Annotated in this window: 17 protein-coding genes; 14 read left to right on the top strand and 3 right to left on the bottom strand. The window is 72.6% G+C overall.

Annotated features, from left to right (window positions below; genetic code table 11):
• Positions 1–241: 241 nt before the first annotated feature.
• A complete protein-coding gene (rpmB, locus tag LE181_RS14525; protein ID WP_003957616.1) occupies positions 242–427 on the bottom strand; it encodes a 50S ribosomal protein L28 in 186 nt (61 codons plus the stop codon).
• Positions 428–673: 246 nt separating this feature from the next.
• Here rpmB and LE181_RS14520 point away from each other — a divergent pair, with 246 nt between their 5' ends.
• The 9 genes from LE181_RS14520 (at position 674) to mutM (ending at position 9,953) form a co-directional block, all read left to right on the top strand.
• A complete protein-coding gene (locus LE181_RS14520) occupies positions 674–2,374 on the top strand; it encodes a DAK2 domain-containing protein (protein ID WP_225661678.1) in 1,701 nt (566 codons plus the stop codon).
• Positions 2,375–2,457: 83 nt separating this feature from the next.
• On the top strand, positions 2,458–4,683 hold the full coding sequence (gene recG, locus LE181_RS14515; RefSeq protein WP_225661679.1) for an ATP-dependent DNA helicase RecG: 2,226 nt from the start codon (positions 2,458–2,460) through the stop codon (positions 4,681–4,683).
• Between the two features lie 103 nt (positions 4,684–4,786).
• A complete protein-coding gene (gene rsmD / locus LE181_RS14510) occupies positions 4,787–5,386 on the top strand; it encodes a 16S rRNA (guanine(966)-N(2))-methyltransferase RsmD (protein WP_225661677.1) in 600 nt (199 codons plus the stop codon).
• Positions 5,387–5,412: 26 nt separating this feature from the next.
• Complete coding sequence (gene coaD / locus LE181_RS14505; protein WP_225661676.1) at positions 5,413–5,892, top strand: pantetheine-phosphate adenylyltransferase; 480 nt, start codon at positions 5,413–5,415, stop codon at positions 5,890–5,892.
• Positions 5,893–6,006: 114 nt separating this feature from the next.
• On the top strand, positions 6,007–7,128 hold the full coding sequence (locus LE181_RS14500; RefSeq protein ID WP_225661675.1) for an ATP synthase subunit B family protein: 1,122 nt from the start codon (positions 6,007–6,009) through the stop codon (positions 7,126–7,128).
• Between the two features lie 190 nt (positions 7,129–7,318).
• Entirely contained in the window at positions 7,319–7,915 is a 597-nt protein-coding gene (locus LE181_RS14495) for a YceD family protein (RefSeq protein WP_225661674.1), read from the top strand.
• Positions 7,916–7,917: 2 nt separating this feature from the next.
• Positions 7,918–8,091: a 50S ribosomal protein L32 gene (gene rpmF, locus LE181_RS14490; RefSeq protein ID WP_086575354.1), complete on the top strand. Its 174-nt coding sequence runs from the start codon at positions 7,918–7,920 to the stop codon at positions 8,089–8,091.
• A 19-nt stretch (positions 8,092–8,110) separates the two neighbouring features.
• Entirely contained in the window at positions 8,111–8,908 is a 798-nt protein-coding gene (gene rnc, locus LE181_RS14485; RefSeq protein WP_225661673.1) for a ribonuclease III, read from the top strand.
• 118 nt (positions 8,909–9,026) lie between these two features.
• On the top strand, positions 9,027–9,953 hold the full coding sequence (gene mutM, locus LE181_RS14480) for a bifunctional DNA-formamidopyrimidine glycosylase/DNA-(apurinic or apyrimidinic site) lyase (RefSeq protein WP_225661672.1): 927 nt from the start codon (positions 9,027–9,029) through the stop codon (positions 9,951–9,953).
• A gap of 14 nt (positions 9,954–9,967) precedes the next feature.
• Here the strand turns inward: mutM and LE181_RS14475 are convergent, their stop codons facing one another.
• A complete protein-coding gene (locus LE181_RS14475) occupies positions 9,968–10,357 on the bottom strand; it encodes a winged helix-turn-helix transcriptional regulator (protein ID WP_225661671.1) in 390 nt (129 codons plus the stop codon).
• A 106-nt stretch (positions 10,358–10,463) separates the two neighbouring features.
• Here LE181_RS14475 and LE181_RS14470 point away from each other — a divergent pair, with 106 nt between their 5' ends.
• The gene (locus LE181_RS14470; protein WP_225661670.1) at positions 10,464–11,048 is read left to right on the top strand and encodes a flavodoxin family protein; all 585 of its coding nucleotides are present in this window, start codon (positions 10,464–10,466) and stop codon (positions 11,046–11,048) included.
• 88 nt (positions 11,049–11,136) lie between these two features.
• On the opposite strand, the gene LE181_RS14465 is transcribed toward LE181_RS14470, so the two are convergent.
• Complete coding sequence (locus LE181_RS14465; protein WP_225661669.1) at positions 11,137–12,234, bottom strand: CAP domain-containing protein; 1,098 nt, start codon at positions 12,232–12,234, stop codon at positions 11,137–11,139.
• A 205-nt stretch (positions 12,235–12,439) separates the two neighbouring features.
• Here LE181_RS14465 and LE181_RS14460 point away from each other — a divergent pair, with 205 nt between their 5' ends.
• The 4 genes from LE181_RS14460 to LE181_RS14445 all read left to right on the top strand — a co-directional run bounded on the left by LE181_RS14460 (position 12,440) and on the right by LE181_RS14445 (position 18,714).
• Positions 12,440–12,721 (top strand): acylphosphatase, encoded by a 282-nt coding sequence (locus tag LE181_RS14460; protein ID WP_190109980.1) that lies wholly within the window; start codon positions 12,440–12,442, stop codon positions 12,719–12,721.
• A gap of 405 nt (positions 12,722–13,126) precedes the next feature.
• Entirely contained in the window at positions 13,127–13,333 is a 207-nt protein-coding gene (locus LE181_RS14455; protein WP_190109981.1) for a hypothetical protein, read from the top strand.
• A 193-nt stretch (positions 13,334–13,526) separates the two neighbouring features.
• Positions 13,527–17,093, top strand: coding sequence for a chromosome segregation protein SMC (gene smc, locus LE181_RS14450; protein ID WP_225661668.1), 3,567 nt, complete (start codon positions 13,527–13,529; stop codon positions 17,091–17,093).
• A gap of 121 nt (positions 17,094–17,214) precedes the next feature.
• On the top strand, positions 17,215–18,714 hold the full coding sequence (locus LE181_RS14445; protein ID WP_372458360.1) for a sugar porter family MFS transporter: 1,500 nt from the start codon (positions 17,215–17,217) through the stop codon (positions 18,712–18,714).
• Positions 18,715–18,935: the final 221 nt, after the last annotated feature.

The following is an 18,935-nucleotide window of genomic DNA, read 5'->3' as shown; positions in this document are numbered from 1 at the left end:
GAGGTGCCCCCATCCCGTAACCGGGGCTCCGCCCCGGACCCCGGTCCTCAATCGCCGGACGGGCTGGAAATCCAGCCCGTCCGGCGATTGAGGACCGGGGTCCGGGGCGGAGCCCCGGTTACGGGATGGGGGCACCTCCCAGCGGTAGCTGGGGGAGGGCGGGCAGGGGAAAGGCAAAAAGCCGGCCCCCCGAAGGGGACCGGCTTTCAAGGGGCGGCGAGGCTGCCGCGCTACTAGCTAGTTAGCGCGAGACCTTGCCGGCCTTGATGCACGAGGTGCAGACATTGAGGCGCTTCGGCGTCCGACCGACCACGGCACGCACACGCTGGATGTTCGGGTTCCAGCGACGGGACGTACGGCGGTGCGAGTGCGAAATGTTGTTGCCGAAGCCCGGCCCCTTGCCGCAGACGTCGCAGTTGGCAGCCACGGGTCACTCCAAAGACTTCAGATGCACTTACGGGAAATCCCGGCGTGCCGGGTCGTAAGGTGACTGGCTTGCCAGGGGATGGCCTGATTCTCATCAGGCAACCGGAGCAGCATACAACGACCGCTCCTGGACAACGAAACTACCATGACCGCCCCGGACCCCGCCCGGTCCGCCCCCGGGGCACGGCACCGGGACTACTCTGCTCCAGCACTGCCCCCCAGCCCCGAGAGTCCGAGGAGGACACAGGTGCCGCTCCCGCTGGACGCCGACGCGGTACGCGCCTGGTGCGCCCTGGCCCTCGACGCGCTGGGCCGCAGCCGCGAGGAGATCGACGCGATCAACGTCTACCCCGTCGCCGATGGCGACACCGGCACCAACCTCTACCTGACTGTCGAGTCCGCCGCCCGCGCCGTCGAGGCCGTCTTCGAGGGCCACGCCACCACCGGCCCCGCCTCCCGCCCGGGCCTGGCCGAGGCCGTGCGGGCCATGGCCCACGGCGCGCTCATAGGCGCCCGCGGGAACTCCGGCACGATCCTGGCCCAGCTGCTGCGCGGCATGGCGGAGGTCCTGGCCCCGGCCGGTGACGGGAGTCACCCCGCAGGCCCCGAAGCCCCCGCCCCCGCCGCCGGCCCCGACGACGCCGCCCTGCTGCGCCGCGCCCTGCGCCGAGCGGTCGAGTCCGCCTACGAGGGCGTGGCCCGGCCCGTCGAGGGCACCGTGCTCACCGTCGCCGCGGCCGCCGCCGAAGCCGCCGCCACGACCGGCGGCGACGGGGCGGCCGTCGCCACGGCCGCCCACGACGGTGCCGCGGCCGCTCTGGAGGCCACGCCCGGCCAGCTGGAGGTGCTCGGCCGGGCCGGTGTGGTCGATGCGGGCGGCAAGGGCCTGGTCGAGGTCCTGGGCGCCCTCGCCGGTGCGCTGGCCGGCCGGGCGCCCGCCCCGCGGCCGCCGGCCGCCACGGGTCCTCGAGGCACGCGCGCGTGGCAGACCGAGGGCTGCCCGGCCGACCTCGGCGGTGACACGTTCACGGGAGCCGGCCCCGCCTTCGAGGTGATCTACCTGCTGGAGGCCGACGACGCCGCCGTGGCGCGCCTGCGGACGCGGCTGGACGCGTTGGGCGAGTCCCTCGTGGTCGTCGGGGGCGACGGGCTGTGGAACGTCCACGTGCACGTCGACGACGCCGGTGCCGCCGTCGAGGCGGGCGTCGACGCCGGCCGCCCGCACCGCATCCGCATCACCCACTTCGGCAGCGCCGCCGAGGAGCGCACGCGGGTCGCCGAGCCCGCCCAGCGGGCCGTCGTCGCGGTCGTGCCCGGCGCCGGCCTCGCGGCGCTGTGCGGCGAGGCCGGGGCCACCGTCGTGGCCGTCCGGCCGGGCGAGCCGCCCGCCGCCGGCGAACTGCTGCAGGCGATCCGGCGCGCCCACGCGCGCGAGGTCGTGCTGCTGCCCAACGACGCCGACCTGCGGCACACCGCCGCCGCGGCCGCCGAGCAGGCGCGCACCGAGGGCGTACGGGTCGCCCTCATCCCCACCCGCTCACCGGTCCAGGGCATCGCCGCGCTCGCCGTCCACGAGGCCGGCCGGCGCTTCGACGAGGACGTCGTCGCCATGACCGCCGCGGCCGGCGCCACCCGCTATGCGGAGCTCGTCGTCGCCGAACGCCAGTCCTGGACGATGGCGGGCGTCTGCCAGGCAGGGGACGTGCTCGGCCTCATCGACGGCGACGTGGCCGTCATCGGCGCGGAGCTGGCCGGCACCGCCGGGACCGTGCTGGACCGCATGCTCGCGGCGGGCGGCGAAATGGTCACCCTCGTGCTGGGCGACGGCGTCCCCGACGCCGTCGCCGACCGCCTGCGCCGCCACGTGCGCCGCGGCCACCTCGCCGTGGACACCGTGGTCTACCGGGGCGGACAGCAGACCGCGCCGCTGCTCATCGGCATCGAATAAGAGCACCCCGAAGAGCGCCCGAAGGGCGTCCCCGAGGCTCCGGCAGGGCCGCCTGAGGCCCGTTGTCAGCGGCGTGGTGTGCAATAGGTGGCGTGCCCGCGCTCGACGAACCACTCAAGAAGACGCTCGGCGGCAACACCGCGAAGGTGCTGGCCGAGCACCTCGACCTGCACACGGTCGGCGACCTGCTGCACCACTACCCGCGGCGCTACGCCGAGCGCGGCGAGCTGACCCGGCTCGCCGACCTGCCGCTCGACGAGCACGTCACCGTCGTCGCCCAGGTCTCCGACGCCCGCGTGCACAAGTTCAACAACGGCCGGGGCCAGCGCCTGGAGGTCACGCTCACCGACGGCAGCGGCCGGCTGCAACTGGTCTTCTTCGGCCGGTCGATCTACCACCACCAGAAGGAGCTGGTCCCCGGGCGCCGCGGCATGTTCGCGGGCAAGGTCGGCACCTTCCGCAATATCCGCCAGCTCTCCCACCCCGCCTACGAGATGCTCGGCAAGGACAGCGGCGCGGACGCCGTCGAGGCGTGGGCCAACCAGCTGATCCCGCTCTACCCGGCCTGCTCCCAGATGGAGTCCTGGAAGATCTCCAACGCCCTCGACGTGCTGCTCGCCTCGATGGAGGCGACCGGCTGGGAGAGCGTCGTCGACCCGCTGCCGGACGCGCTGCGCACGGGCCGCGGCCTGCTCCCGCTGCCCGAGGCGTTCCGCAAGGTGCACCGCCCCCGCTCCAAGGCCGAGATCGAGGACGCCCGGGACCGGCTCAAGTGGGACGAGGCGTTCGTCCTGCAGGTCGCCCTCGCCCGCCGCCGGCACGCCGATTCCCAGCTGCCGGCCGTGGCCCGCAAGCCGCTCGCCGACGGCCTGCTCGCCGCCTTCGACGCCAGGCTGCCCTTCACGCTCACCGACGGGCAGCGCAAGGTCTCCGCCGAGATCTTCGACGACCTCGCCACCGAGCACCCCATGCACCGCCTGCTGCAGGGAGAGGTCGGCTCCGGCAAGACCATGGTGGCCCTGCGCGCCATGCTCGGCGTCGTCGACGCGGGCGGCCAGGCCGCGATGCTCGCCCCCACCGAGGTCCTCGCCCAGCAGCACCACCGGTCCATCACGGAGATGATGGGCGACCTGGCCGAGGGCGGCATGCTCGGGGGCGCCGAGCACGGCACGAAGGTGGTGCTGCTCACCGGCTCCATGGGCACCGCCGCCCGCCGCCAGGCGCTGCTCGACCTCGTCACGGGCGACGCCGGCATCGTCGTCGGCACGCACGCCCTCATCGAGGACACCGTGCAGTTCCACGACCTGGGCCTGGTCGTCGTCGACGAGCAGCACCGCTTCGGCGTCGAGCAGCGCGACGCGCTGCGGGCCAAGGGGCACTCCCGGGGGGAGCGGCGGACGCCGCATCTGCTGGTGATGACGGCGACGCCGATCCCGCGGACGGTCGCCATGACCGTCTTCGGCGACCTGGAGACGTCCGTCCTCGACCAGCTCCCGGCCGGCCGCTCGCCCATCGCCACCCACGTGGTCCCCGCCAAGGACAAGCCGCACTTCCTGGCCCGCACCTGGGAGCGGGTGCGCGAGGAGGTGGAGGGCGGCCACCAGGCGTACGTCGTCTGCCCGCGCATCGGCGACGCCGAGGACGAGAAGCCGGCCGCGAAGGCCGCGGCCAAGGGCGAGGCGGAGGGCGAGCGGCGGCCGCCGCTGGCCGTGCTGGACGTCGCCGCCCAGCTCGCCGCCGGGCCGCTGGCCGGCCTGCGCGTGGAGGTGCTCCACGGGCGGATGCAGCCGGACGCGAAGGACGACGTCATGCGCCGCTTCGCGGCCGGCGAGGTCGACGTGCTGGTCGCCACGACCGTCATCGAGGTCGGCGTGAACGTGCCCAACTCCACCGTCATGGTGATCATGGATGCGGACCGCTTCGGCGTCTCCCAGCTCCACCAGCTGCGCGGCCGGGTGGGCCGCGGCTCGGCCCCCGGGCTGTGCCTGCTGGTCTCCGAGGCGTTCGAGGCGAGCCCGGCAAGGACCCGGCTGGACGCGGTCGCCAGGACGCTGGACGGCTTCGAGCTCTCCCGCATCGACCTCGAACAGCGCCGGGAGGGCGACGTGCTCGGCCAGGCCCAGTCCGGCGTCCGCTCCAGCCTGCGGATGCTCACCGTCATCGACGACGAGGACGTCATCGCGGCCGCCCGCGAGGAGGCCGGAGCGATCGTCGCCGCCGACCCGGAGCTGGCCGGTCTGCCCGCCCTGCGCACCGCGCTGGACGCCCTGCTGGACCGGGAGCGCGAGGAGTTCCTCGACAAGGGCTGAACCCCGGGGGCACCCGCGGCGCCCGCGCACCGCCGACGCCATACGCTGAGGGGTGCGGCGGCCCCCGCCGCACCGTCACCCCACCGCGAAGGACTCGACACCCATGACCCGCGTGATCGCCGGCACCGCCGGCGGACGCCGCCTGGCCGTGCCGCCCGGCACCGGCACCCGCCCGACCTCCGACCGGGCGCGCGAGGGCCTGTTCTCCACCTGGGTGTCCCTCCTCGGCACCCTGGACGGCACCCGTGTCCTGGACCTGTACGGCGGCTCCGGCGCGGTCGGGCTGGAGGCGCTCTCGCGCGGCGCCGCGCACGTCCTGCTGGTCGAGGCCGACGCCCGCGCGGTGAAGGTCATCCGCGACAACGTCCGTGCCGTCGGCATGCCGGGCGCCGAGGTGCGCAGCGGCAAGGCCGAGCAGGTCGTCGCCGGCGCACCGCCGGCGGGCCCGTACGACGTGGTCTTCCTCGACCCGCCGTACGTCGTCGGCGACGACGAGCTCCGCGAGATCCTGCTCACACTCCGTACCCGGGGCTGGCTCGCCGACGACGCATTGGTCACCGTGGAGCGGAGCACCAGGGGCGGGGAATTCCGCTGGCCGGACGGCTTCGACGCACTGAGGGCCCGTCGCTACGGCGAGGGGACGCTTTGGTACGGTCGCGCCGCCTCGGCGTGCACTGCCGACACCGAGTCAGGCACGTCATGAATGGACCGGAGAGCGAGGAACCACCGTTGCGCCGCGCCGTCTGTCCGGGGTCGTTCGACCCCGTCACCAATGGACACCTCGACATCATCGCCCGCGCCTCCAAGCTGTACGACGTGGTGCACGTCGCGGTGATGATCAACAAGTCGAAGCAGGGCATGTTCACCGTCGACGAGCGGATAGAGCTGCTGCGGCAGGTCACCGCCGAGTACGGCAACGTGCGGGTGGAGTCCTTCCACGGCCTGCTCGTCGACTTCTGCAAGCAGCGCGACATCCCCGCGATCGTCAAGGGCCTGCGAGCCGTCAGCGACTTCGACTACGAGCTGCAGATGGCCCAGATGAACAACGGCCTCTCGGGCGTCGAGACGCTGTTCGTGCCGACCAACCCGACCTACAGCTTCCTCTCCTCCAGCCTGGTCAAGGAGGTCGCGGCCTGGGGCGGCGACGTGTCCCACCTGGTGCCGCCGCTGGTGCTGGAGGCGCTCAACGAGCGGCTCGCCCGCCCCTGATGATCTGACGATTCATCAGTAGCTGTGGGGCCGGGGTCCCCGGCCGTACAGTCGTCCCGTTCGGTAGCGGCGGCCGCGAGGCCCCCCGGGAGCAAGAAGGCGGCGAGCGCCCACGTGGACGTCCAGAAGAAGCTCGACGAGATCGTCACGACCGTCGCCGGAGCCCGCGCCCTGCCGATGTCGGCGTCGTGCGTGGTCAACCGGGCCGAGCTGCTGGCCCTGCTGGAGGAGGTCCGGGCCGCCCTGCCCGGCTCGCTGGCCCAGGCGCGGGAGGTCATCGGCGGCCGCGAGCAGCTCGTCGCCGACGCCCGCGAGGAGGCCGAGCGCATCCTGGAGTCCGCCCGCGCCCAGCGCGGCAGCCTGATCTCCGACACCGAGGTCGCCCGCCACTCCCAGGAGGAGGCCGACCGCATCCTCGCCGGGGCCCGCCGGGAGGCCGAGGAGATCCGCGCCGGCGCCGACGACTACGTCGACGGCAAGCTCGCCAACTTCGAGGTCGTCCTCACCAAGACCATCGGTTCCGTGGAGCGGGGCCGGGAGAAGCTCCTCGGCCTGCCCGGCGACGCGGCCGGTGGCACCGACCCGGACGCACCCGAGCGCAGCGGCGACCCCGCCACCCAGCGCCGCAGCGCCGACGCCTACGTCGACGCCAAGCTGAGCGCGGTCTCGGCGGTCCTGGCCAAGACCCTGGAAGCCGTCGGGAAGGGCCGCGAGAAGCTGCTGGGCGCCCGCCCCGTGGACGAGCTGGGCGCCCACATGGCCGCCCAGGACGGCCTGCGCACGCCGGACGGCCCCACCAGCGACGCCGACTTCCTCGCCGGGCTGGCCGCGCCCCAGGAAGCGCCGCAGCGGTCCTACGCCCCGCCCCAGGAGGCCCCGCAGCCCCAGGAGCCCGTGTGGGCCGACTACGCCACTCCCGCGGTGGTCCACCCCGCCCAGCAGGACCCCTACGGCTACCCCCAGCAGCAACCGCACTACGTGCCCCACACGGACCCGTACGCGGTCCAGGGCGGCTACCAGCAGCCCGATCCGTACGCCTGGCACGCCCAGGACGGCGGACAGGCGTACGGGGCCACCGGGGGCTACGCGGAGCCGCTGCAGCAGCAGGTCCACCAGTCGCACCAGCCCCAGCATCCCCAGGGGCAGCAGCAGGGCGCGGCGCTCGACGAGACCAGCCTCTTCGACACGTCGATGATCGACCTCGACCAGCTCAGGCGGTACGAGCAGGGCCGCTGACCGCCCGGTGTCCGGCGTCGTCCGGGTGCGGATTGGGTCCACGGCGGCCCGTCCAGTATCCTGGCTCTTCGGTCGCGTGTACGTCCGCGATCCGGGCTGCCCTCCATGTGCTCTGCACCAGGGGGCCGCCTCACCGCAGCGTAGAAAGCAGGAAGCCCTGAACGCCCGCCTCGACCCCCGTAACCCTCTCGTGTTCGACACGCGCGAGCTGGGCCGGCGTCCCGGTGCGCTGAAGAGGGTCTCCCGCTCCGTCCCCGCCCCGCAGGACCTCGGCATCGAGGTCATCGGTGTGCCCGAGGGCGCGGCGCTGGAGCTCGACCTCCGGCTGGAGTCGGTCATGGAAGGGGTGCTCGTCACAGGCACCGCCCGTGCGCCGCTCACCGGGGAGTGCGTAAGGTGTCTGGAGCCGCTGGAGCGAGAGCTCGAAGCGGACTTCCAGGAGATGTTCTCCTACCCCGACGCCGACGACCGGAGCCGCCCCGCGGACACCGGCGACGACGCCGAGGACGATGAGGAGGACATGCTCTTCCTTGAGGGCGACTTGTTCGACCTCGAACCCGTGCTGCGGGACGCGGTGGTGCTCTCACTGCCGCTGCAGCCGGTGTGCCAGGAAGACTGCCCTGGCCTGTGCTCCGAGTGCGGGGCGCGGCTGGCGGACGACCCGGACCACCACCACGATGCCGTCGACATCCGTTGGGCGGCACTGCAGGAGCTCGCTGGTTCCGACCAGGACGGCGAGAAGGACAACGCACCCCGTGCCAACGGGGATGACTCACAGGAGAAGTAGCCGTGGCTGTTCCGAAGCGGAAGATGTCGCGCAGCAACACGCGCCACCGCCGGTCGCAGTGGAAGGCTGCGGTCACCCCCCTGGTGGCGTGCGAGCGCTGCCACGAGCCGAAGCAGCAGCACATCGCGTGCCCGAGCTGCGGCACCTACAACAAGCGCCAGGTCCTCGCGGTCTGATCGGCGGGTGACAGGCTTCATGTCAGACGCCACTACGCCGAAGAAGGCGTCGGCGGACACGGCCTCGTCTCACACGCTTCTGGAAGGGCGGCTCGGGTACAACCTTGAGTCCGCCCTTCTGGTGCGTGCGCTGACGCATCGTTCCTACGCGTACGAGAACGGCGGCCTGCCCACCAACGAGCGACTGGAGTTCCTCGGGGACTCGGTGCTCGGCCTGGTGGTCACGGACACGCTGTACCGCATCCACCCCGACCTGCCCGAAGGCCAGCTGGCCAAACTGCGGGCCGCGGTGGTCAACTCGCGCGCACTGGCGGAGGTCGGCCGCGGCCTCGACCTCGGTTCCTTCATCCGGCTCGGCCGGGGCGAAGAGGGCACGGGCGGACGGGACAAGGCGTCGATCCTCGCGGACACGCTGGAAGCGGTCATCGGTGCGGTCTACCTCGACCAGGGGCTCGAAGCCGCTGCCGAGCTGGTCCACCGGCTCTTCGATCCGCTGATCGAGAAGTCCTCCAACCTCGGTGCCGGCCTGGACTGGAAGACCAGCCTCCAGGAGCTGACCGCGACCGAGGGCCTCGGTGTGCCGGAGTACCTGGTCTCCGAGACCGGTCCCGACCACGAGAAGACCTTCACGGCTGCTGCCCGCGTCGGTGGTGTCGCGTACGGCACCGGCACCGGCCGCAGCAAGAAGGAAGCGGAGCAGCAGGCGGCGGAGTCCGCCTGGCGCGCCATCAACAGTGCCGCGGAGGCACGCCTGGCGGCCGACAAGGCCGCCGCCGAGGAGGCCGCCGCGGCGGGGGGCGCCGAGCCCACCGCCTGATGGCGCCGCTGCGCCGTCCACACGATCCCGGAACGCCGGGCGGGTCCACCGGGCCCGCCCGGCGTTGCGGGAACGGACGCATTCCCCTGTCCGGATCCCAGCCTGCGGAGGAACACCGGTGCCCGAGCTGCCCGAGGTCGAGGTCGTCCGCACCGGCCTGGAGCGCTGGGTGTGCGGGCGCACGGTCGCCGCGGTGGAGGTCCTGCACCCCCGGGCCGTCCGGCGCCACCTCGCCGGACCCGACGACTTCGCCGCCCAGCTGACCGGGCACCGCCTGGGCACCGCACGCCGCCGCGGCAAGTACCTCTGGGTGCCGGTCGAGCCCTCCCTTGCAAGCCCTGCAAGCCCTGCAAGCCCTGCAAGCCCTGCAAGCCCTGCCGACCCGGGCCGGGCCGTCCTCGCGCACCTGGGCATGAGCGGGCAGCTGCTGGTGCAGCCCCAGGGCTCGCCCGACGAGAAGCACCTGCGCATCCGCTTCCGCTTCGCCGACGCCGAGGCCACCGAGCTCCGCTTCGTCGACCAGCGCACGTTCGGCGGCCTGTCGCTGCACGACACGGTGCCCGGCGACCCCGAGGGCCTGCCGGACGTCATCGCCCACATCGCGCGCGACCCGCTCGACCCGGCCTTCGACGACGACGCCTTCCACGCCGCCCTGCGCCGGCGCCGTACGACCGTCAAGCGCGCCCTGCTCGACCAGTCGCTGATCAGCGGCGTCGGCAACATCTACGCGGACGAGGCGCTGTGGCGCACCCGCCTGCACTACGACCGGCCGACCGCCGGCCTCACCCGGCCGCGCACGGCCGAGCTCCTGCTGCACATCCGCGAGGTCATGAACGAGGCGCTCGCGGCCGGCGGCACCAGCTTCGACAGCCTCTACGTGAACGTCAACGGCGAGTCCGGCTACTTCGACCGCTCGCTGGACGCCTACGGGCGGGAGGACGAGCCCTGCCGCCGCTGCGGCACAGCCATGCGCCGCCGCCCCTGGATGAACCGCTCCAGCTACTTCTGCCCGCGCTGCCAGCCCGCGCCGCGCCCCGCGCGCTAGCGCGACAGGCAGCCCTAGCGCTCCGCGTCGTAGCGCTCCCGGGCCGCCAGGACCTCCGGCATCCGCTCCTCCAGCAGCTCGATCAGGGCCAGCAGCCGGTCGGCGGCCTCCCGTCCCAGCGGCGTCAGCCGGTAGTCCACCCGCGGGGGGTTGGTCGGCTGTGCCTCGCGGTGCACCAGCCCGTCGCGCTCCAGTGCCTGGAGCGTCTGCGCCAGCATCTTCTCGCTGACGCCCTCCACCCGTCGCCGCAGCTCGTTGAAGCGCAGCGTGTCCTCGCGGAGCGCACCGAGCGTGAGGCCGCCCCAGCGACCCGTGACGTGACCCAGGGTGTCGCGCGACGGGCAGCTGCGCGCGAAGACGTCGAAGGGCAGGTGCTCGTCCGGACAACCGTCGTGCGTGGTCATGAGAACACCATACTGCGACGCAGCGCTAACCAGTGGGTTGCGCTATCGAAAAGTTAGTGCTTTCCTGTGGTCACCCATTCAGCGCAACCGCCTCCTGGAGTCCCCCGTGACCACCCCCGTCGTCTCCGTCGCCTACCACTCCGGCTTCGGCCACACCGCCGTGCTCGCCGAGGCCGTCCGCACCGGTGCCACCGAGGCCGGCGCGACCGTCGAGCTGATCAACGTCGCCGAGATCACCGAGGCCCAGTGGGAGCAGCTCGACGCCTCCGACGCGATCGTCTTCGGCTCGCCCACCTACATGGGCACCGCCTCCGGTGCCTTCCACGTCTTCGCGGAGGCCAGCTCCAAGCGCTGGTTCACCCGCGCCTGGCAGGACAAGATCGCGGCCGGCTTCACCAACTCCGCCTCCAAGAGCGGCGACAAGCTGCACACCCTGCAGTTCTTCACCGTCCTCGCGGCCCAGCACGGCATGCACTGGGTCGGCCTCGGCGCCATGCCGGGCTGGAACAGCTCCACGGCCTCCGAGAACGACATCAACCGCCTCGGCTTCTTCCTGGGCGCCGGCGCCCAGACCAACAACGACCAGGGCCCCGAGGGCGTCCACAAGGCCGACATAGCCACCGCCGAGCTCCTCGGCCGCCGCGTCGCCGAGCAGGCCCGCATCTACGTCGCGGGCCGCGCCGCCCTCTGAGGCGCACCCCGCTGCCGACGTGCACGCCGCTGCCCCGGCCGGACGACCACCGTGTCGTCCGGCCGGGGCAGCGGTGCGAGAGCGGCGGTCAGTAGCCGAAGTCCTGCGTCCAGTAGGGGCCGTTGCCGCCGTGGTGGACACCCACGCCGATGCTCTTGTAGTCGCAGTTGAGGATGTTCGCGCGATGGCCGCTGCTGCGCATCCACGCGTCCATCACCGTGCGGGCGTCCGGGTGGCCGCGCGCGATGTTCTCCCCGCCCAGATTTTTGATGCCGCGCTTGCCGGCCCGGTCCCAGGGGGTCCTGCCGTCGGGGTCGGTGTGGTCGAAGAAGCCCCGCCTGGCCATGTCGTCGCTGAACGACTGGGCGAGACGGGTGAGCGTGCCGCTGGCCCGCAGCGGGCGGCAGCCCGCCTTCGCCCGCTCCGCGTTGACCAGGGCGAGCACCAGATGGGCGGCGGAGGAACGGGGATCGGCGAGCGTGCCGTGCACGCGCGCCTCCGTGCCGTCCTCGCTCGCTGCCGCAGCGGATGCCACGGCGTGCGGACGCGGCGTCGTACGGGAGCGCGGGGCGGGGGAGCCGGGCCGCTGCGCGGCGTCGGCGTCCTCGTCGGCCGGTGTCGCGGAGGGCGGCGCGGAGAGTGCGTCGGAGGGCGGGCGCTCGGCGCCGCGGCTGGCGGGGATGTCCTGGCGGAGGCTCGCCTGCGCCATCCGCCGGCCGTCGGCCCCGGCCTTCTGTCCCGGCTGCTCGCGCTGGTCCGCCCGGTCCGCCGGGGCGGCGGCGGGCCGGGAACGCTGGTCCGCCCCCGGGGGCGGGCTGTCGGGGCGCACCTGACCCGTGGCGCCCACGCCCGGGGAGGTGCCGGCCTCGCCGCCGGGGGAGAGGGCGCCGGTGGGCAGCAGGCCGGAGACCATGGCGACCGCTCCCATGGCCACGGCGGCGGAGGCGCCCAGGAAGCCGGTCCGCCGGGCGGGCGCCGCCGCCTTGGCGGGCCGGGCGGGCTTCGGGGGCTTCACGCTCTGGGCGGCCCGGCCGGCGGCCACTCCCGTCGCACCGGCCTTGGAGCGCTTGGTGCGGTGCGGGCTCCTGTGGCGCCCGGCGCCGGCGGGGCGGATCACGGGAAGGGGCTGGGTGACGGCTTCGGCCGGATCCTCGGTCCCGAACGCCGGTGCCGACTCGCCGGCCACGGGTGCCCGGGCCTTCCGGGCATTCGCTGCCGCTTCTTCAGCGGTCGCGCGGGCAGAGCGTCGATGGCGACCCATCCGCTGCCTTCCTCACGTTCGGTGTCAAAGTGCGTCACTCGTCCGGGGGAGCCTTATGTCGCCGCGACTGTACGGCACGGGTTGCCGGGCCGAAGTGCTGCTTATGTAATTGGCCGGTTAACGTGCAGACATGAACGAGAATGTCCGCCTCACTGCCTGGGTCCGTGGTCATGTGCAGGGCGTTGGTTTCCGTTGGTTCACCCGGGCCAACGCATTGCGCATCGGTGAACTCATCGGCTTCGCCTCGAACCTCTCGGACGGCCGGGTCCAGGTCGTCGCCGAGGGCCCCCGTCAGGGATGCGAACAACTGCTCGACTGGCTGCGGCAGGGCGACACGCCCGGCCGCGTGGACGGTGTCACCGAGATCTGGGACACGCCCAAGGGCGGCTACGACGGCTTCGAGATCCGCTGACCCCACGACCGCGGCATCGCATTCCGGCTCGATTTCCGCGCGGGGCCGGTGACGTCGAACATCGGGCGCATATGCTTTTGGCATATGCGCCCGAGGGAAATTGCCTGATGGTTGCCAACTCGGCCGCAGCGTGCAAGGCTGCCTCTCAACGGATGATCTCTACGCCCCCTCGGGCCCCGGGTGCGGAATGCGGCGCGGATTGCCTTGCGCACACCCCCGGGACGCCTGCGGATACGGGGTGTGATCGTGTTGACCGTCAAACCATTTGGTGAGACTCTGGAAGCCCCGCGCACCTTAGCTGTTTGGCATTGAAACACCGCAGTAGTGATGGCAGACACCGCGGGTGCGAATCCCTCACGACCCACACCGCTTCGGTCGGTCACTCAGTGTGGAGGACCATCCATCATGGCAAAGGCGCTTCTCGGTTACGTCGGCGGCTCCGACCCCCGAGTCCTCTCCGAGATGCGACGGCTCCAGCAGCGTGTCCAGGACCTCGAATCCGAGCTCATCCGGATGCAGGCCGAGAACGACGCGCTGACTGCCGCCGCTCACCACGGTGACTCGCTGCTCGACAGCATCGACGTAACCAAGGCGGAGCCTGCGCTCGCCTGATCGTGTCCTGCCCCCCGGGGGTCACGGTCGGGCTGCCCTGTCAGCCGCTAGAGAGTTGCAGTTGCAAGGGACGCTTCGGCGTCCCTTCGTCGTATCCCGGCGAATCCGCCAGAATTCCCCCGTCGCCTCCTCACGGATGTAGTGCCCGGCACCTCCCGGGGTGAAACCGAGATGAACGGTAGAGTCCTCCCGCGTGCACCTCAAGAGCCTGACCCTGCGCGGGTTCAAATCGTTCGCCTCCGCCACGACCCTGCGCTTCGAACCCGGCATCACCTGTGTCGTGGGCCCCAACGGTTCCGGGAAGTCCAACGTCGTCGACGCCCTCTCCTGGGTCATGGGCGAGCAGGGCGCCAAGTCACTGCGCGGCGGCAAGATGGAGGACGTCATCTTCGCCGGGACGACCGGCCGGGCCCCGCTCGGCCGCGCCGAGGTCTCCCTGACGATCGACAACTCCGACGGTGCCCTCCCCATCGACTACGCCGAGGTCACCATCACGCGGATCATGTTCCGCAACGGCGGCAGCGAATACCAGCTCAACGGTGACACCTGCCGGCTCCTCGACATCCAGGAACTGCTCTCCGACTCCGGCATCGGCCGCGAGATGCACGTCATCGTCGGCCAGGGCCAGCTCGACTCCGTCCTGCACGCAGACCCCACGGGACGCCGCGCGTTCATCGAGGAGGCCGCCGGCGTCCTCAAGCACCGCAAGCGCAAGGAGAAGGCGCTGCGGAAGCTCGACGCGATGAAGGCCAACCTCGCCCGCGTCCAGGACCTCACCGACGAGCTGCGCCGCCAGCTCAAGCCGCTCGGCCGGCAGGCCGCCGTGGCCCGCCGCGCCGCCGTCATCCAGGCGGACCTGCGCGACGCCCGGCTCCGTCTGCTCGCCGACGACCTCGTCGCCCTCCGCGAGGCCCTGCGCTCCGAGATCGCCGACGAGGCCGCCCTCAAGGCCCGCAAGGAGGCCGCCGAGGCCGAGCTGCGCGCCGCGGCCCAGCGCGAGGCGGCACTGGAGGAACAGGTCCGCGAACTCACCCCGCGCCTCGCCGAGGCCCAGCAGACCTGGTACGAACTCTCGCGCCTGGCCGAGCGGGTGCGCGGCACCATCAGCCTCGCCGACGCCCGCGTCACCAGCGCCACCACCGCCCCGGACGAGGAGCGGCGCGGCCGCGACCCCGAGGACCTCGAACGCGAGGCCGCCCGCGTCCGCGAACAGGAAGCGGAGCTCGAAGCCGCCCTGGAGGCCGCCGGCCGCGCCCTGGAGGACACCGCCGAGCACCGCGCCGACCTCGAACGCCGCCTCGCCGAGGAGGAGCGCCGCCTCCGCGACGCCGCCCGCGCCGTCGCCGACCGGCGCGAACACCTCGCCCGCCTGCACGGCCAGGTCACCGCCGCCCGCGGCCGGGCCGCCTCCGCCGAGGCGGAGATCGGCCGCCTCGCGGCCGCCCGCGACGAGGCGGCCGAGCGCGCGGCCGCCGCCCAGGAGGAGTACGAGCAGCTGCAGGCAGAGGCCGACGGCGCCGACGCGGACGACGCCGAGCTGACCGCCCGTCACGACCGGGCCAAGGCGTCCCTCGCCGCCGCCGAGGCCGCCCTCGACGCCGCCCGCGAGGAGGCGGCCGAGGCCGAGCGCCACCGCGCGGCGATCACCGCCCGTCACGACGCCCTCGCCCTCGGCCTGCGCCGGAAGGACGGCACGGGCGCCCTCCTGTCGGCGAAGGAACGATTGGGCGGACTCCTCGGCCCCGCCGCGGAACTCCTCTCCGTCACACCCGGTTACGAACTCCCCGTCGCCGCCGCCCTGGGCGCCGCCGCCGACGCGCTCGCCGTGACCGGCCCCGCGGCCGCCGCCGAGGCACTGCGCCTGCTGAAGAAGGAGGACGCCGGGCGCGCCGTCCTCCTGCTGACCGGCGCCCCGGACGACGACGCCGACGAGACGCCCCCGCCCGGCCCCTTCCCGGTAGCCGCCCAACTCGTCCGCGCCCCGCTGGACCTGCAGCCCGCCATCCGCAGGCTGCTGCGCGGCATCGTCGTCGTCGACACCCTCGAAGACGCCGAACAGCTCGTCACCGCCCGCCCCGCCCTGACCGCCGTCACCGCCGAGGGCGACCTCCTTGGCGCGCACCACGCCCAGGGCGGCTCCGCCGGAGCCCCCAGCCTCATCGAGACGCAGGCGGCGGTCGACGAAGCGGCGGCCGAGCTCACCCGCCTCGGCGCCCGCTGCACCGAACGGGCCGCGGCCCGACACGAGGCCGAGGAGCACCGCGCCCGCTGCGCCGCGCTCGTCGAGGAACTCGCGGCCGGCCGCAGCGCCGCCGACCGGGAGAAGTCCCGGGCCGCCCAGGCCCTCGGCCGGCTCGCCGGACAGGCCCGCGCCGCCGCGGGCGAGGCCGAGCGAACGGCCGCCGCCGCCGAACGCGCACAGGAAGCCCTGGTCCGCGCCACCGAAGAGGCCGAAGAACTCGCCGAACGACTGGCCGCCGCCCAGGAACACGCCCTCGACGAGGGCGCCGACGAGCCCGACACCTCCGTGCGCGACCGCCTCGCCGCCGACGGGGCCAACGCCCGCCAGACCGAGATGGAGGCGCGCCTGCAGGTCCGTACGCACGAGGAGCGCGTCAAGGGCCTCGCGGGCCGTGCCGACGCCCTCGACCGGGCGGCGCGGGCCGAGCGCGAGGCCCGCCGGCGCGCCGAGCAGCGCCGCACCCGGCTGCGCCACGAGGCAGGGGTCGCGACGGCCGTCGCCGCCGGGGCCCGCCAGCTGCTGGCCCACGTCGAGATGTCACTGGTGCGCGCCGACGAGGAGCGGACGGCCGCCGAGGCCGCGAAGGCCGGGCGCGAACGCGAGCTGACCGAGGGCCGCAACCGGGCCCGCGACCTCAAGGCGGAACTGGACAAGCTCACGGACTCCGTGCACCGCGGCGAGGTGCTGGGCGCCGAGAAGCGGCTGCGCATCGAACAGCTGGAAGCGAAGGCCCTGGAAGAACTGGGCGTCGAACCCACCGCCCTGATCGCCGAGTACGGCCCCGACCAGCCCGTACCCCCCTCTCCTCCCGCCGAGGGCGAGGAGCTGCCGGACGACCCGGATCACCCCCGCAACCGCCCGGTGCCCTACGACCGGGCCGCCCAGGAGAAGCGCCTGAAGGCGGCCGAACGCGCCTACCAGCAGCTGGGGAAGGTCAACCCGCTGGCGCTGGAGGAGTTCGCGGCGCTGGAGGAACGCCACCAGTTCCTCTCCGAGCAGCTCGAAGACCTCAAGAAGACCCGTGCGGACCTCCTGCAGGTGGTCAAGGACGTCGACAAGCGCGTGGAGGAGGTCTTCACCGCGGCGTACCACGACACGGCCCGCGAGTTCGAGGGCGTCTTCTCCCGCCTCTTCCCCGGCGGCGAGGGCCGCCTGGTCCTCACCGACCCGGAGGACATGCTGGCCACGGGCGTGGACGTGGAGGCCAGGCCCCCCGGCAAAAAGGTGAAGCGCCTCTCCCTGCTCTCCGGAGGCGAGCGTTCCCTGACCGCCGTGGCCCTCCTCGTAGCGATCTTCAAGGCCCGCCCGAGCCCGTTCTACGTCATGGACGAGGTCGAGGCGGCCCTGGACGACACCAACCTCCAGCGCCTGATCGGGATCATGAAGGAGCTCCAGGAGAGCTCCCAGCTCATCGTGATCACGCACCAGAAGCGCACGATGGAAGTGGCCGACGCGCTCTACGGAGTGTCGATGCAGGGCGACGGAGTGTCGAAGGTGATCAGTCAGCGCCTCAACTGACCAAGATCACTTCAACTATTGAACTCAAACTCCCCCGACCCATGGGAGAAACCTCATCGTCGTTCTCTATTGACTTCGGAAAATGAAGACGTAGGGTCTCCCACGTTGCTTACGCCTTCAAGTGGTGGGCGCTTTGATCTTGTGCCCCACTGGAATGGCCACCCCCCACCCCGGCAACGTGGCCGGGTCCCAGGAGTACACGTTGACCAGCACTGCGACGGCGCAGGGTGCCGAGGGCCGCAAGGCCCAACCGGATCACCTCGGCCATGTCATCTTCATCACCGCGGCCGCGGCCATGGGTGGCTTCCTCTTCGGCTACGACAGCTCCGTGATCAACGGCGCCGTCGAGGGCATCCGCGGGAAGTACGACATCGGCTCGGCCGCCCTCGCGCAGGTCATCGCCATCGCGCTGATCGGCTGCGCCATCGGTGCCGCCATCGCCGGCAAGCTGGCCGACCGCATCGGCCGCATCCGCGTCATGCAGATCTCCGCGACGCTGTTCACGATCAGCGCCGTCGGTTCGGCCCTGCCCTTCTCGCTCTACGACCTCGCCTTCTGGCGCGTCCTGGGCGGCATGGCCATCGGCATGGCCTCGGTCATCGGCCCGGCCTACATCGCCGAGGTCTCCCCGCCCGCCTACCGCGGCCGTCTCGGCGCGTTCCAGCAGGCCGCGATCGTCATCGGCATCGCCGTCTCGCAGCTGGTCAACTGGGGCATCCTCAACGTCGCCGACGGCGACCAGCGCGGCAAGATCATGGGCATCGAGGCATGGCAGGTCATGCTCGGCGTCATGGTGGTCCCGGCCGTCCTCTACGGCCTGCTCTCCTTCGCGATCCCCGAGTCGCCCCGCTTCCTGATCTCGGTCGGCAAGACCGACAAGGCCAAGAAGGTCCTGGCCGACGTCGAGGGTCACACCGTCGACCTCGACAAGCGCGTCGCGGAGATCGAGCTCGCCATGAAGAGCGAGCAGAAGTCCACCTTCAAGGACCTGCTCGGCGGCCGCTTCGGCCTGCTGCCGATCGTCTGGGTCGGCATCGGCCTCTCCGTCTTCCAGCAGTTCGTCGGCATCAACGTCGCGTTCTACTACTCCTCGACGCTGTGGCAGTCGGTGGGCGTGAACCCGGAGAGCTCGTTCTTCTACAGCTTCACCACGTCGATCATCAACATCGTCGGCACCGTGATCGCGATGGTCCTGGTCGACCGCATCGGCCGCAAGCCGCTCGCCCTCGTCGGCTCCGTCGGCATGGCGCTCTCCCTGGCCCTCGAAGCCTGGGCCTTCGCCTCCAAGACGGCCGACGGCACCCTGCCGACCACCCAGGGCACGGTCGCCCTGGTCGCGGCCCACGCCTTCGTGCTCTTCTTCGCCCTCTCCTGGGGCGTCGTGGTCTGGGTCTTCCTCGGCGAGATGTTCCCCAACCGCATCCGCGCCGCGGCGCTCGGCGTGGCCGCCTCCGCCCAGTGGGTCGCGAACTGGGCCATCACGGCCAGCTTCCCGAGCCTGGCGGACTGGAACCTCTCCGGCGCGTACGTGATCTACACGGTCTTCGCCGTGCTCTCGATCCCCTTCGTGCTCAAGTACGTGAAGGAGACCAAGGGCAAGGCGCTGGAGGAGATGGGCTAACCCCCCCCGCCGCCTGTCTCCCCCAAAGGGCGCTGCCCCCGGCTACGGCCGGGGGCAGCGCCCTTTTCGTACGGAGGCCGCGGCCTGCCGGTCACGGGCCGTGCCCACTCCCAGGGGTCGTTGGGAAACGGCTACTGCTGTGTCCCAGACGCAGGCGGGACGGTGGCGACAACCGCTCCGAGGGGTTCGCGGAAAGACGGCGGGAGGGGCCGGGGTGGGGG

The sequence above is a fragment of the Streptomyces sichuanensis genome (genome assembly GCF_020328095.1).
Classification (GTDB): domain Bacteria; phylum Actinomycetota; class Actinomycetes; order Streptomycetales; family Streptomycetaceae; genus Streptomyces; species Streptomyces cinnamoneus.
The sequence above is the reverse complement of the archived record's forward strand: the minus strand, read 5'-3'. Positions and strand labels throughout refer to the sequence as shown.

Excerpts from the sequence above, each read along its gene's own strand:
- LE181_RS14475 (WP_225661671.1), bottom strand. The coding sequence starts at position 10,357 with ATGACCACGCACGACGGTTGTCCGGACGAGCACCTGCCCTTCGACGTC.
- rnc (WP_225661673.1), top strand. The coding sequence starts at position 8,111 with ATGTCAGACGCCACTACGCCGAAGAAGGCGTCGGCGGACACGGCCTCG.
- LE181_RS14460 (WP_190109980.1), top strand. The coding sequence starts at position 12,440 with ATGAACGAGAATGTCCGCCTCACTGCCTGGGTCCGTGGTCATGTGCAG.
- LE181_RS14455 (WP_190109981.1), top strand. The coding sequence starts at position 13,127 with ATGGCAAAGGCGCTTCTCGGTTACGTCGGCGGCTCCGACCCCCGAGTC.
- rsmD (WP_225661677.1), top strand. The coding sequence starts at position 4,787 with ATGACCCGCGTGATCGCCGGCACCGCCGGCGGACGCCGCCTGGCCGTG.